The sequence below is a fragment of the Streptomyces sp. NPDC102270 genome (genome assembly GCF_044766405.1).
Lineage (GTDB): Bacteria > Actinomycetota > Actinomycetes > Streptomycetales > Streptomycetaceae > Streptomyces.
The window spans coordinates 423,836-437,684 of the sequence record NZ_JBIWLX010000004.1 but is presented as its reverse complement, the minus strand read 5'-3'; the positions used below and the strand labels follow the sequence as shown (position 1 = coordinate 437,684).

The following is a 13,849-nucleotide window of genomic DNA, read 5'->3' as shown; positions in this document are numbered from 1 at the left end:
ACCGCAGGGGGACCCGACCATGAGCGTGACCCGAAGACACCTGCTGGCCGCCGGTGCCGGGGCGGCCGTCGCCGCCGGGGTGCAGCAGGACGCGAGCGCCGCCGACCTGCCGACGATCGGGACGTACGACGTCGTCGTCATCGGTTCCGGCGCCGCCGGCATGACCGCCGCGCTCGCCGCCGCCAAGCAGGGGCTCAGCACCGTGGTGCTGGAGAAGGCACCCACCTTCGGCGGATCCGCCGCCCGTTCCGGGGCCGGGATCTGGATCCCCAACAATCCCGTCATCCTCGCCGCCGGTGTCCCGGACACCCCGGCCAAGGCGGCGGCCTACCTCGCCGCCGTCGTAGGGCCCGATGTCCCCGCCGCCCGGCAGCGGGCCTTCCTCGCGCACGGCCCCGCGATGATCTCCTTCGTCCTGGCCAACAGCCCGCTGCGCTTCCGCTGGATGGAGGGGTACAGCGATTACTACCCCGAGCTGCCGGGCGGCCTGCCGGGCGGCCGCTCCATCGAGCCCGACCAGTTCGACGGCAAGCTCCTCGGCGCCGAACTCGCCCATCTGAACCCGCCGTACCTCGAAGTCCCCGCCGGACTGGTCGTGTTCAGCGCCGACTACAAGTGGCTCGCGCTGTCCGCCGTGAGCGTCAAGGGCGCCGCCGTCGCCGCCGAGTGCCTGGCACGGGGCACGAAAGCGGCCTTGCTCGGGCAGACCCCGCTCACCATGGGACAGTCACTGGCCGCCGGGCTGAGGAAAGGGCTCCTGGACGCGGGCGTGCCGGTCCGGCTGGGCACCCCTCTCACCGAGCTCCACGTCGAGAACGGCACCGTCGCCGGAGCGGTGACCCCGGGCGGCCTCTACCGTGCCCGCCGGGGTGTGATCGTCGGGTCCGGCGGCTTCGAGCACAACGCGGCGATGCGGGCCCAGTACCAGCGGCAGCCCATCGGCACGGAGTGGACCGTGGGCGCGAAGGAGAACACGGGGGACGGCATCCGGGCCGGGCAGCGACTGGGCGCCGACGTGGCGTTGATGGACGACGCCTGGTGGGGGCCGGCCATCCCGCTCCCCGGCGACCCGTACTTCTGCCTCGCCGAACGCACCCTCCCCGGCGGGCTCATCGTGAACGCGGCCGGTCGGCGGTTCGTCAACGAGGCCGCCCCCTACAGCGATGTCGTCCACACCATGTACGAGCGCAACCCGACCGACCCCGACATCCCGGCCTGGCTGATCGTCGACCAGAACTACCGCAACCGGTACCTCTTCAGGGACATCGCGCCCACCTTCGTCCTGCCCGACGACTGGTACAGCTCGGGTGCCGCCCACAAGGCATGGTCGTTCGACGCCCTGGCCGCCTCCATCGGCGTCCCCGCCGCGGCCCTGCGCACCACCGTCGACCGCTTCAACTCCCTTGCCCTGAAGGGTGACGACGCGGACTTCGGACGCGGCGACAGCGCCTACGACCACTACTACACGGACCCGACCGTCCTCCCGAACTCCTGCCTGGCCCCGCTCTGGCTGCCCCCGTACTACGCCTTCCGGCTCGTCCCGGGAGACCTGGGGACCAAGGGCGGCCTGGTGACCGACGCCCGCGCCCGCGTCCTGCGGTCCGACGGCTCCGTCGTCCCCGGCCTGTACGCCGCCGGGAACGCCAGCGCGGCCGTCATGGGCCACAGTTACGCGGGCGCGGGCTCGACGATCGGGCCCGCGATGACGTTCGGGTACATCGCGGCCCGGGACATCGCCGGGGCGCTCTAGGCCAGGGCCCCCGGACCAATGATCAAGCCAGCAGGATCTCGCCGGTGATTGTCCCGGCCAGCACGACATAAACGGTGCACGCCATGTAGTTCAGCACGGCCGTGGCTTTGGTCGAGTCGACAAGACGTGCGTGAAAGAAGCCCGCCAGAACTCCGATGCATCCGTAAAGGATGACCTCCATCAGAACATTGATCGCACCAAGAATCGCCATCTGTAATCCCGGGTTCTCCGCACTTCCGATGAACTGCGGGAGCACCGCAAGGAAAAAGAGAATGATCTTCGGGTTCGTGATGCTGACCAAGATGCCTCGCAGATACCAGTGACCTGCCGGAACATCACTGTGCCCACTGATCGCACGACGTGCGTGACGCATCGTCACGTACGCCAACCACAGTAGATACACCGCACCGAAAATCCTGATCGCATTCAGTACCATTGGGTGCGATCGGGCGATTTCTCCCATTCCGGCGACGACGGCGGTGGCGTAGACGCTCATGCCGGTTCCGATGCCGAGGATGGCTTTCACCGCGGACCGGCGACCGCCTTCGAGGCCCACGGCGAGCATGTAGGCCATATCGGGCCCGGGGGGACCGAGGAAGAGCAGGATCACTGCCACGTAGCCCGGCAGCACCGTCAGATCCACCATCGTCAGCGACCTCCAGCCTTGGTGGGGCGTACGGGAACCGCGCCGGCCTTGGGGGGTGTCATGCGATCTCCCGGTCGAGGCGGAACCACCTAAGGTGGTTCCATCGTACACACGTGGCTCCTGGTGGGCACGGGCGGTCTGCAGACGGCCCCGTCCGCCAGGAGCTACGCCGTGCGCAGAAGTCAGGAACGCCGGTTGAATGTGATCGGCAGTTTCCTCGCGCCCGTGTTTCCGGAGTCAGGCAGCCACTCGGCGCCGTCCCCGACACGCAGATCAGTCATCCGCGCAGCCATCGCCGAAAGAGCCACATTCATGTCCGTCCGTGCGACGAAGTGCCCCAGGCAATGATGCAGGCCACCGCCGAACGCGAAATGAGGCGAGCGGTCGGCGTCGAGGTCGATATGGTCCGGGTTGTCGAATTCGGCGGGATCGGTTCCCGATGAAAGGGTGAACAGGTGGACTGTTGTGCCCTTCTCGATCCTGCGCTCCTTGTGTTGGAACGTTTCTGCCGCTTCGCGCGTGGTCCATCGGTTGATCGGATTGACGCGGAGCACTTCTTCGACTGCCTTGACGGCGTAGCGGTCAGGGTCCGCGGCCAGCTTCTCCCACTGATCCGGCTGCCTTGAGAACGATTCGACAGCCAGCGCCAGTTGGTTCCGAGTCGTGTCGATACCCGCAAATATGAGCAGGATGATGAGATTGATCAGTTCCTGATCCGAGAGCCTGCCGTCATCCTCGTCCCGCGTTTCCACCAGGGTGCTGAGGATGTCGTTCCGAGGTTCCTCCCTCCTGCTTCGAACCAAGGACTCCGCATATTGGCTGAGTTCGACGACAGCCTCGTCGATCTGCGCAATGTTCTCCTGGATGGTGATGCCGATGCCGAGCCCGATCGTGGATGCCAGCTGATTGATCTTCTTCCAGTCACGCTCGTCGATTCCCAGCATCATGCACAGGACCCTGGTCGAAAAGGGTGCCGCGAAGCGACTGGCGAATTCCGTCTGCCCGTCTTCGATCCACTCGTCCATCAGGCTGTCCGCCAGGGATCGGAACCGGGGCCGCAAGGGCTCTATCCGGCGCGGAGAGAACGCGGGGTTCACCAGGCGCCGGATCCTGTTGTGCTCGTCACCCTCCAGCACCAGCAGGGTCTTCTTCCACCAGCTGTCGAAGTGCCCCTCGACCACTCGGTGATGAGCCGGCCACTTGGCCGACCCTTGCGTCAGACGGGGGTTCTTCAGCAGGAAACTGTTGTCCTCGTACGAGAGGACGGCAATTCCCCAGTCGGTTTCTGCGCACCAGTGTGCAGCTCGCGCCTTCCGCACCTCTTCCGAGTCCATGCGAAAGTACGGGTCATTGATGTCGAGGTGCAGAGGTGTGGGTTGCTGCGCCATGCGAAACGACTCCTGATCGTCGAACACTGCTGAATCAACCGGCAGTCAGCGGGCCGATGCGGTAGAGGACCTCGTCGTGGTGGCTGTCAGGGAAGAGGCTGCCGGGGAACAGCACGCGCGTCTCGATGTGCGCCGCGTGCTTCTTGGCGAACTGCTTCAGCACCATGAGGATCGCCTTGTTCTCGGCGGAGACCGTGGCCTCGACGTACCGGGCGCCATGGGCCACCTGCTGGTCGGCCGCGGCCTGGAAGAGCTTCACCCCGAGGAAGGGGATGCCGTGGCGCGGGTTGACGGCCGTTTGCCAGACGAAGTAGGTCTCGGGCTCGTCGGGGCGGCGGTAACCGGTGAGGAAGCCGACGATCTCGTCGTCCACGGTCGCGATCAGCGAACCGTCCGCGAAATCGCGGAACCACAGCGAGTAGTAATAAATGCTGTTGGAGTCCAGGCCGGGGGTGTTCTCGACCAGTTTCCACACCGCTGGGCCGTCCTCGGGCACCGGTGCCCGGAAGGCCGCCTTTTTGTTCGCGACGGTGTTCTGGTCCGCGTCGGCCGAGGGGGTAGTGCCGATTGTCATGGTCAGACCGCCTTCCTCTTCGTCATACCGTTTCGTCGACGGCGCGCCGTACGATGCGCAGCCCTTGGTCGAGTTCGTCGCTGGTGATGGTCAGCGGGGGCAGCAGCTTGACGACCTGGCCCTGTGCTCCGGAGGTCTCCATGAGCAGTCCGAGTTCGAAGGCCCGGCGTGCGGCGCGGCCGGCGTGCCCGGGGTCGGACAGCTCCAGGCCCCATACCATCCCGCGGCCGCGATAGGCGGATCCGCTGTGCTGCGCGGCGGTGTCGCGCAGCGCGGCTTCGATGGTCCGGCCGTGGGCCAGGGTCTGCTGCTTCAGCCTGTCGTCGGCCCAGTAGGTGTTGAGAACGGCGGTTCCGGTGACGAAGGCCGGATTGTTGCCGCGGAACGTGCCGTTGTGTTCACCAGGCTCCCAGACGTCCAGCTCCGGTCGGAACAGGCACAGGGACATGGGCAGTCCGTAGCCGCTGATGGATTTGGAGACGGTGACGATGTCCGGGGTGATCCCGGCCTCTTCGAAGGAGAAGAACGCCCCGGTGCGGCCGCAGCCCATCTGGATGTCGTCGACGATCAACAGCATGTCGTGCTGCCGGCAGAGCCGGGCGAGGCCCCGCAACCACTGCGGGCGGGCCACGTTGATGCCACCCTCGCCCTGGATCGTCTCCACGATCACCGCGGCCGGCTTGTCCAGCCCCGAGCCCTGGTCCCGGAGCAACTGCTCGAACCACAGGAAGTCGGGCGTCTTCCCGCCCATGTAGTGGTCGAAGGGCATGGGAGTGCTGTGCACGAGCGGTACGCCGGCGCCGGCCCGTTTGAAGGCGTTGCCGGTCACTGCCAGGGAGCCGAGCGACATACCGTGGAAGGCGTTGGTGAAGGAGACGACCGTCTCGCGCCCCTTGACCTTGCGCGCCAGCTTGAGGGCGGCCTCGACGGCGTTGGTGCCGGTCGGTCCCGGGAACATGACCTTGTAGGGCAGGTCCCGCGGGCGCAGGATCATGTTCTGGAAGAACTCGAGGAACGAGCGCTTGGCCGTGGTCGACATGTCCAGCCCGTGGATGACGCCGTCGCGCTCCAGGTAGTCGAGCAGGGCGCGCTTCAACACCGGGTTGTTGTGGCCGTAGTTGAGGGATCCGGCGCCGGCGAAGAAATCCAGGTACTCGTGCCCGTCGTCGTCGTACAGCCTGCTGCCCTGCGCCCGGTCGAACACGGTGGGCCAGATGCGGCAGTAGCTGCGTACCTCCGACTCCACGGTCGTGAAGACGCTCAGGTCGGGCTGGATGAGCGTCATGCCGAGACCTGCTCGAGCCGAGTGCGGAGGACGAAGTCGGTGAAGGTGTCCACCGAGACGAAGTCGTCCGCGTCCAGGTCCTCCGGGTCGACGACCAGACCGATGGAGTTCTCCAGGGCCATCAGCATCTCGAGCATGGTGGTCGAGTCGAGGTGCAGGTCGTCGAAGAGCTTCACGTCGCCGGTGAGGCCGGTGACGGGACGCTCGAGGACGTCGGTGAGGGCGGTCTCGAGGGCGGTGACGACGTTCTGGCGATCCATGGTCATGTCCTTTGGTGGAGTGAGGAGTTGCTGCGGTCGGGTGGGAAGAGGATCAGTGGGCGAGGCCGGCCCGCGGGGCCTGGGCGGTGACCGGGGTGGCCGAGTCCTGTTCGATCAGGGCAGCCAGCTTCTTGCGGTCGACCTTGCCGTTGCCGTTGGTGGGCAGGGCGTCGAGTCGGACGCAGCGCCGCGGGATCTTGAAGGGCTCGATGTGGTCGCGCATGCCCTCGCGCACCTCGTCCGCGGTGATGTCGGCGACCACCGCGAGGAGCGCGCCCCGCCTGCCCTCGGGCGGCAGCACGGCGGCCGAGGTCACGCCGTCGACGCGGGTCGCGGCGGCTTCCACCTCGGTGGCGCTGAGACGGAATCCGCGCTCCTTGTACAGGTCGTCCCGGCGGCCGGAGAAGTAGAGGTAGCCCTCCTTGTCCAGCCGGCCGTAGTCACCGGTGCGCAGCTCGGGGAAGAGTCCCTCCGCACGAGGGAAGCGCTCGGCGGTCAGCTCGGGGCGTTTCCAGTAGCCCGCCATGACGTTCGGGCCGCGCACGACGAACTGGCCGATCTGTCCGGGAGGCAGCCGGTTCCCGTCGTCGTCGATGACGAAGACCTCGGTGCCCGGCAGCGGCAGTCCGCAGGAGCCCGGATGGTCGAGGTCTCCGTCCGGCGGCATGATCGCCGTGCGCTTGCACTCCGTGAGGCCGTACATGACCTGGATCCTCAGCTGGGGCAGTGCGGCGCGCAGCGCGGACATCGTGGTTTCGGACAGGGCCGCTCCGGTGTTGGTGAGCAACCGCAGTCGGCTCGGTCCGCCGCTGCTGCGGCGGAGCAGCCAGGCGAGCCGATCGGCGATGGAGGGCACGGCGGGCAGCACGGTCGCCCCGGCCTCCTCCAGGCTGCGCAGCAGCGGGGGACCGACCTCGGCGACCGTGCCCAGGTGCAGTCGGGCGCCGCTCAGTGCCGCGAGGTAGACCTGGTAGAGGCCGTAGTCGAAGGAGAGCGGCAGCGGGCAGTACACGACGTCGTCGCTGCGATACCGCAGGCACTCCTGGATCGCGGAGACGGCGAAGAGCACCTGCTGGTGCGTGCTGACCACGGCCTTGGGCAGCGAGGTGGTACCCGAGGTGTAGATCAGGCTGACCGGGTCCACGGTCAGGGCGCTCTGGCCACTGGGGGTGAGCGACACGTCGGTGCCCGCATCGAGCGCGGTCCGGACGAGCTCGTCGAGCCCGAGGAAACGCACGCCGTGTTCGGCGGCGGTACGTCCCGCATCGGGATCCTCGGAGACCAGCAGCTTGGGTTCGCAGTCCCGCAGCACATGTTCCAGAGGGCCGCCGCGTACCTGTTCGTGCAGCACGCTGAAGACGGCGCCCAGGCGGGAGGCCGCGTAGAGCAGGACGGCGATGCCGATCCCGTCGGCCGCGGTGACGACGATCCGGTCGCCGCGCCGCAGTCCTTCGCGCTGCAGGAGTGCGGCCGTCCTGGTGGTGGCGGCGGCGAGTTCTGCGTAGGTCAGGCTGTGGCTCTGCGAACTCAGGGCGGCAGATCGAGGGCTGCGGTCAGCGGCCTCCTCCAGCAGTTCGTGCAGCAACTGCGCTGTGCGGGCCATCAGGTCTCCTCGGCAACGGGGTTGAGGGCGCTCGCCGTGTCCGTCCTGCGGTAAGGGACGACAGTGGTGGCGGTGGCGGAGCAGACGAGCTGGGGGGCCTCGAGTACTGCGGCGGCGCTCTCTCCCGCTCCTGCGTGGGCGCTGAGGACTTTGTACGCCTCGAGTTCGACGACCCGGCGAAGCCTGGTCTGTCGTACCAGTCGCCCGCGTGCCTCGATGTAGTCGCCGGGCTTCACGGGGGCGGCGAAGCGGACATCGCTGTATTGCGCCAGCAGCCCTTCGTCGCCGTCGGTGCGGATGGTGATCTCGGTGACCAGATCGCCGAACAGTCGCAGGACGCGGGCGCCGTCCACCAGGTCACCTCCGTAGTGGGCTTCTTCCTGGCCGACTCGTACGCGCAGGAAGGCCGTTGTCTGCGAGGTCTGTTCACCGCGGGCACTCTGCTGGGCGGGGGCTGTCGTGTTGGTGCTGGGCGGTGACATGGCGTCAGGCTCCTTCAACTCTGTGGATGCTGTTCGTTCGTTCCCGGCCGCCGCGTCGCCGGCGTCGGGGACACCGATGGCGACCGCGGCCACGACGCTCTGTTTGTGGGTGATGGACACGGAGACGGCGGGCGGGGCCAGGTGGGCGGCTCTCCCGCGGAAGCGGACGACGGGGGCACCGTGCGGTGTGTGCTCCACGCATATCTCCCGCGGCGCCACGCCCTGGAGGAAGCCCAGCCCCAAGACCTTGAGGACGGCCTCCTTGGCGGCGAAACGGCCGGCGAGGAACTCCAGGCGCCGAGCGCCACCGAGGGTCTCGGCATGGACCAGTTCCTCCGGGGCGAAGCTGAAGCGCAGGAACCAGGGGCGCTCGACCAGGCGGCGCAGTTCCGAGCAGTCGAGGACATCCACCCCGACCCGGACGTCCCGGTCTGCCGCGGTGCTCATACGGACGCTGTGCGGAAGTCGACGAGGTGCTGCTTGGCCAGCAGATCGTCTGTGGTGTCGCGCGCCCGGATCAGATGGGCCCGCCCGCCGTGCACCATCACCTCGGCCGGAAAACCGTGACTGAGGAAGAGTCCGGGTGAGGCGGTGGGCCCGTAGGCCCCGGACCGCTCCACTGCCAGCAGATCCCCCGGGCGCACCTCCGGAAGCCGGACCTTCTTGGCGAGGACGTCGTTGGGTGTGCACAGCGGCCCGGTCACGCTGTAGGGCCGCAGCGCTCCGGCAGCCCGGTTCCCCACGTGGCGGATCGGGAAGTTGCGCTTGACGAAGCTTCCGACACCGACGGCGGCCATGTGGTGGTTGGTGCCGCCGTCGGCGACCACGAAGCTCTCTCCCATGGAGTTCTTCACATAGCGGGCCCGGATGAGGTAAGTGCCGGCCGTGGCCGTCAGGAACCGGCCCAGCTCCATGATCATCCGGCAGTGCGGGTTGCGCGCGGAGAAGGAGGAGAGAACGTCCGCCAGTCCGGTTCCCAGCGCGGCGAGGTCCAAGTCCTCCTCGTTCTCGAAGTAGGCGACGCCGAGCCCGCCGCCGAAGTCCACGGTCTCCAGGGGGAAGCCGAGTCGTCCGGACAGATCCTCCGCGGTGGCGAGGATCTGCCGGGTGTTGTGGACCAGGTCTGCGTGGTTCAGGAACCGCGTCCCCATGTAGGCGTGCACCCCCTTCACCCGGATGTGGCGCAGGGCCGCGAGGCGGTGCTTGGAGTCACGCAGTTGGGCTTCGTCGATGCCGAACTGGCGGGGCTTGCCGCCCATGGCCAGTCCTGACCCCTTGCTGCCGAAGGCAGGGTTTACTCGCAGGAGCACCGGGAACTCGTGGCGGTCGGCGGTTGCCAGCAGCGAGTCCAGCAGGTCGAGTTCGTCCAGCGATTCGCAGACGATCGCGTGGATTCCGGCTTCGATGCACGCGGTGAGTTCTCGCTCGTCCTTGCCGGGACCGAGAAAGATGATGTCCTCGGGCGCGACCCCGGCGCGCAGAGTGGTGACCAGTTCGGCATAGGAGGAGACCTCGGCGCCGGCACCGAAAGAGTTCAGCAGTGCGCAGACACTGACGTTCGGGTTGGCTTTGAGTGAGTAGAAAACATCGACACTGGCGGGGAGCACGCCGCGCAGTCTGCGATACGTGTCTTCCAGGACGTCCGCGTCGTAGACGAACAGCGGGGTGCCGAACTCCTCGGCGAGTGCCGCCATGGAATTACCCTGAATGCGGTCGTTCGAGGTGGCCATGCAATCACTGCCATCCGCCGTCGTCGAACGAGCTGCCTGGGGTGGATGTACGCTCTTTCATCGCTCGCCTCCCTTACCGGTTCGTTTTCCAGTAAGAACGATTCTGCGAGCTCTTGCGCGACAAAGGAAGTGCTGACGGGTGGACTGAATCGGTCCTGTCCTATTCAGGACGTCGGACGGATTGGTATGGGCCGAATGAGTTGTCAGCGATCGCTATATTCCCCGTGCATGCTGAATCAAACTTATGAAAAAGAGCGGTCGCAAAGGCCGTCAAAGGCATCCACACAGACGGCACGGCCGCGGGTGCGACGGGTCTCAATCCAACTCGTAGTGCATGAGCGGCGCTTCAGCGCGTCGCAGGCGCCAGTCAGCCAGCTGAGGGCACGCGGCGGCTGCGCGCAACCAGATTTGCTCCGCGGTCGACTCGGCCTCGTTCAGAGACGCGACGCGGAGGAAGAGACCGATGACAGGGTGAGGTCGTGACTGGAGGTGCACGCTGACGTGTTCAAGGACGTCCGGAGCGGTGGTCTCCAGCATCTGCCTGATCTCAGCGGGCAGGGGGACATCGCCTGGAGGGGAGACAGCGAGATGGACGAGGTACATGAGGCAGCTGTCCTGTTCGGCTCGTCGACCTCTTGACTGCTGGTCGAACAGCGACTGTACGCGCCGTCATGGCCGGATGAGCCCCCTCGCGACCGCGTGAACACCGGCCTGGAAGCGGCTTCGGGCGCCGAGGTGGTCCATGAGTTTCGTGGCGATGCGGCGTGCCGTGCGAGCGGACACTCCCAATCGCGCCGCGACGGATTCGTCGGTGTGCCCTTGGGACAACAGCCGCAGCACTTCCGACTGCTGCGCACTCAGCCTCTGCGTATCCGCGGGTGAGGCGGTCGCGCCCAGCGGCCGGGCGGACTGCCAGGCACAATCGAACAGGGCGTACAGCGACGAGACCACTCCTGGCGTCTGCAGAACCACCGCTCCGGCAGCGGTGTCATCACAGTCAGCGGCGACCACGGCGATCCTCCGGTCGCAGATGATCATGCGGTTCGGTAAGGAGGGGACGGTCCGTATTCGCCCGCCGAGCGTGGCCAGCCACTCCGCGTGCGCCACCGTGACAGGGTCACTGCGGGCGCTGTCCAGATAGACGGTGCGCATCCGCACACCACGCTTGAGCAGGCTCTCGGCGAGCGGCCGCGAACTGCGCACATTGGCCGCCGTCTGGGCTCCGCCCGGAGCGAACGTCAATAACTCGTCCTCGACCCTGTCGTACAGAGTCGCCAGGTAGTCGCGGACGCAGTCGACCCCGTTCAGGCGAAGTAACTCATCCCTGTCCTGGGTGAACTCCGATTTGAGACGTACGGCGGCGGCCTGAGCCTCCTGCACACGTTTCTGTTGCGCGGCGAGCTCGGCCCGTTGCCTTGCCAGCAGAATGTCTGCGGCCAGGTGCGGGGCGACCGCGTGAAAATTCTGGGGGTCTTCGGCGGAACTCCGTATCAGGGCCAGTTCGCTGAGCGTGTCGAGCGCTGTCAGTACCGTCTGCTCGGTCAGATGGAGCCGGCGCGTCAGGTCGGCCACCCCGTCCTGCGGGTGCGCCAGCATCTCGCGGTAGACCACCTCGGCCGTGGCGTCCATTCCCAGAACGTCGAACATGCGATTCCCCCTTTTTAAGCAGCGTGCGGCAGTGAGGCTACGGAGCGCGAGAGTGTCGATACAGTGAATTGACGGTGACCGGCGATCGGACAGGACGGTCAGTCGGCGCGGGTCGACTTGTTGCGCTTGTTGGCGAGGAAGCGTGCCTTTTTTTCACGATTCCCACACGTGTTCATATCGCACCATCTGCGGGTGTGGCCGCGGCTGGTGTCGACGAACGCGGCTCGGCACGTCGGCGAGGCACACAACGAGATCATTCCCTCTCGTTCTCCCGCGAGGAGGCTGATCGCATCGGCGGCGATCACGCTGAGCGCGTCTTCCACAGAAGCAGAACCCAGCCGCCACTCCCGGCTGCCCCCCGGCGTCAAGATCGCCGAGGCCAGGCCGTGAGCACTGCAGTCATTGATCACTTGGACAGATGGAGAGGGCAGCGGGTCCTGGTTCGCGACGGCGGTCGCAGCCACGTGGATTGATTCCCGCAGCTCCCGGGCGTGGTCGAGCTGGGCCTGGCTGCAGGAGTCGACGGCGAGTCCGTTGCCTGCCAGCCAGTCCGCGAGCCGGGATGGCACAGGAATGCGTTCCAGCGCCTCGCCGTAACGCTCCGACAGGGTCCCCGTGAAGCAGGTCGCCAGCACCTTGCCTGTACGGAACTCGGGAAAATGCACCACCGCCATGAAAACCACCTCAGCCGGTTGCCTCCTGCAGTGCAAGCATACGAGAACCTGCCCAGGTGGTTCTACGTGACTCGGGGATCCCGCAGGCCCTCCAAGGTCAAACTCGGGTGCCCGTCGGCCAGTTGAGGAAACCCGGCGCGGAGCGAGGGTCGCGCGGGGCCGGCCGCTGAACCGCCCGGTAGGGGCCTGAACAGGCCAGGACCGCTTCAGGCCACCCGTCATTTCTTCCTTCCCGGCGCGGGGGATCTTAGGGTCGTGATCGCCGGGGAGTGGACCGGCGAAAGGGATGAGCGAGGGAAGGCCAGGGACCATGAAGATTTTTGTCGACAGGGTCAAGTGCCAGAATCACGGGCAGTGCGCGATCTCGGCCCCGACCAACTTCGAGCTCGACGCCAATGGTGAGCTTCAATACCAGGAAGCTTTCGATGACGAGAACATCGGCGACATCGAGGATGCTGTCGACTCATGCCCCCTGCAAGCGATCCTGCTGAAATCGTGATGCCGGTGGCTGATGGGCGACCGCTTATCGGCATAGTCGGCTCTGGTATAGCCGGGCTGCGAGCGGCCAACGCGATGCTCAAATGCAAGGTCGACGCCAGGATCGTCATCTTCGGAGACGAGACTCACCGTACCTACAACCGGCCAGGTCTGACGAAGAAGCGGTATCCCGTGACGGATGCGCTCGAAATGACGATCGCCGAGGACGTGAAGGTGCATGGAGACCGGAACGACGCTCTGACCTGGCGCCTCGGCACCAGAGTCGAGGCTGCGGACCTGCGTCACGGTGTTCTGCGTCTGAGTTCAGGTGAAACATTCGGGTACGACGGTCTGGTGATCGCTGCGGGTGTACGCCCGCGAACCTCGGTCCGGAGCAACGGGGACTGCGAGCTTCATACGCATCGAACCCTGCGCTGTTTGGACGATGCGCGATACATGCACCAGCGGCTCCAAGCCGACGAAAAGGTCACGATAGTAGGAGCCGGATTCGTTGCTTGCGAGCTTGCTTCGCTGGCCAGGGAGTACGGTCGTGACGTCCTCATGCTGGAAGCGCTGCGTCGCGGGCCTTTCGAGAGCATCCTGGGTGAGTGTGTTTCGGTGGCGCTTCGCGACTGGCTCGTTCAGCATGGCATCACGTTTCTGACGGGCGATTCCGCAAGGGAACTGCTCTGTGATGCGAAACCGTCGAATCCGGAGCCGTCATCCGATCGATCCCTCTTCATCGAGGCGATCGGAAGTGTTCCCAATGTGGAATGGTTGCATGGAAACGGCCTGGATCTGTCCGACGGGGTGCGTGTCGATGAACATATGCGCGTGACACCGTGGGGCAATGTGTTCGCGGCCGGTGATATTGCTCGTTATCCGGACCCGTGGGCGGCCGGGAGGCTGACGCGCATGGAATTCTGGAAGAATGCCATCGACACCGGTGATCTTGCGGGCAGGTCTCTGGCGTCGGCCTTGGGTTACGGCTCGGTGGCCTCTCGGATCAAGTACTTCCCCAGCATGTCCACGGAAGTACTCGGACTGCGTATCCAGATCGCCGGCAACCCGAAGGCGGCGGATTCGATGAAGATCCTCTGCGGGGATCTGGATCAACTGGACCAGGGAGTTCTCGTCGCGTACCTCCGGGAAGGCGAGATGGTCGGGGCTGCCTACATGGACAAAGGCGCTCGGCTCAACAGTGCCTATATAAAACTCTTGAAGTCGTTGAGAGAGCGCTGAAGGGGCTCCGGAACCTTATCGCCGGCGTCGACAGCCGACAGCGCCTGACCGGGGCAGGCCACGATCACGTCGCCGACCGGCCCCGTCCGCC

Annotated in this window: 13 protein-coding genes; 3 read left to right on the top strand and 10 right to left on the bottom strand. The window is 66.3% G+C overall.

Going from position 1 to position 13,849, the window contains the following annotated elements; translation table 11 throughout:
* The first annotated feature begins 19 nt into the window (after positions 1-19).
* Positions 20-1,750, top strand: a complete 1,731-nt coding sequence (gene kstD / locus ACIRP7_RS09835) for a 3-oxosteroid 1-dehydrogenase (RefSeq protein ID WP_403655781.1) — start codon at positions 20-22, stop codon at positions 1,748-1,750.
* A 22-nt stretch (positions 1,751-1,772) separates the two neighbouring features.
* On the opposite strand, the gene ACIRP7_RS09830 is transcribed toward kstD, so the two are convergent.
* The 10 genes from ACIRP7_RS09830 to ACIRP7_RS09785 form a co-directional block, all read right to left on the bottom strand.
* Positions 1,773-2,396 carry a LysE family translocator gene (locus ACIRP7_RS09830; protein WP_403655779.1) on the bottom strand — a complete coding sequence of 208 codons (624 nt, stop codon included), beginning with the start codon at positions 2,394-2,396 and terminating at the stop codon, positions 1,773-1,775.
* Between the two features lie 182 nt (positions 2,397-2,578).
* Positions 2,579-3,784: a cytochrome P450 gene (locus ACIRP7_RS09825; RefSeq protein ID WP_403655777.1), complete on the bottom strand. Its 1,206-nt coding sequence runs from the start codon at positions 3,782-3,784 to the stop codon at positions 2,579-2,581.
* Between the two features lie 34 nt (positions 3,785-3,818).
* On the bottom strand, positions 3,819-4,358 hold the full coding sequence (ectA, locus tag ACIRP7_RS09820; RefSeq protein WP_403655775.1) for a diaminobutyrate acetyltransferase: 540 nt from the start codon (positions 4,356-4,358) through the stop codon (positions 3,819-3,821).
* Between the two features lie 22 nt (positions 4,359-4,380).
* Entirely contained in the window at positions 4,381-5,643 is a 1,263-nt protein-coding gene (gene ectB, locus ACIRP7_RS09815) for a diaminobutyrate--2-oxoglutarate transaminase (RefSeq protein WP_403655773.1), read from the bottom strand.
* Positions 5,640-5,903 carry a phosphopantetheine-binding protein gene (locus tag ACIRP7_RS09810; RefSeq protein ID WP_403655771.1) on the bottom strand — a complete coding sequence of 88 codons (264 nt, stop codon included), beginning with the start codon at positions 5,901-5,903 and terminating at the stop codon, positions 5,640-5,642. Before ACIRP7_RS09810 ends, ectB begins: the two co-directional genes overlap by 4 nt.
* Before the next feature lie 52 nt (positions 5,904-5,955).
* The gene (locus tag ACIRP7_RS09805; RefSeq protein WP_403655769.1) at positions 5,956-7,506 is read right to left on the bottom strand and encodes a class I adenylate-forming enzyme family protein; all 1,551 of its coding nucleotides are present in this window, start codon (positions 7,504-7,506) and stop codon (positions 5,956-5,958) included.
* On the bottom strand, positions 7,506-8,435 hold the full coding sequence (locus tag ACIRP7_RS09800) for a 4'-phosphopantetheinyl transferase superfamily protein (RefSeq protein ID WP_403655767.1): 930 nt from the start codon (positions 8,433-8,435) through the stop codon (positions 7,506-7,508). The genes ACIRP7_RS09805 and ACIRP7_RS09800 overlap by 1 nt, the downstream gene beginning before the upstream one ends.
* Positions 8,432-9,682, bottom strand: a complete 1,251-nt coding sequence (locus ACIRP7_RS09795; RefSeq protein WP_403655765.1) for a diaminopimelate decarboxylase — start codon at positions 9,680-9,682, stop codon at positions 8,432-8,434. Before ACIRP7_RS09795 ends, ACIRP7_RS09800 begins: the two co-directional genes overlap by 4 nt.
* Positions 9,683-10,387: 705 nt before the next feature.
* Positions 10,388-11,365, bottom strand: coding sequence for a LuxR C-terminal-related transcriptional regulator (locus tag ACIRP7_RS09790; RefSeq protein ID WP_403655763.1), 978 nt, complete (start codon positions 11,363-11,365; stop codon positions 10,388-10,390).
* Positions 11,366-11,463: 98 nt separating this feature from the next.
* Positions 11,464-12,039, bottom strand: a complete 576-nt coding sequence (locus tag ACIRP7_RS09785) for a CGNR zinc finger domain-containing protein (RefSeq protein ID WP_403655761.1) — start codon at positions 12,037-12,039, stop codon at positions 11,464-11,466.
* A 310-nt stretch (positions 12,040-12,349) separates the two neighbouring features.
* Between ACIRP7_RS09785 and ACIRP7_RS09780 the strand changes: the two genes are divergently transcribed.
* Positions 12,350-12,538: a ferredoxin gene (locus tag ACIRP7_RS09780; RefSeq protein WP_403655759.1), complete on the top strand. Its 189-nt coding sequence runs from the start codon at positions 12,350-12,352 to the stop codon at positions 12,536-12,538.
* On the top strand, positions 12,505-13,758 hold the full coding sequence (locus ACIRP7_RS09775) for an NAD(P)/FAD-dependent oxidoreductase (protein ID WP_403655757.1): 1,254 nt from the start codon (positions 12,505-12,507) through the stop codon (positions 13,756-13,758). The genes ACIRP7_RS09780 and ACIRP7_RS09775 overlap by 34 nt, the downstream gene beginning before the upstream one ends.
* Positions 13,759-13,849 lie beyond the last annotated feature (91 nt).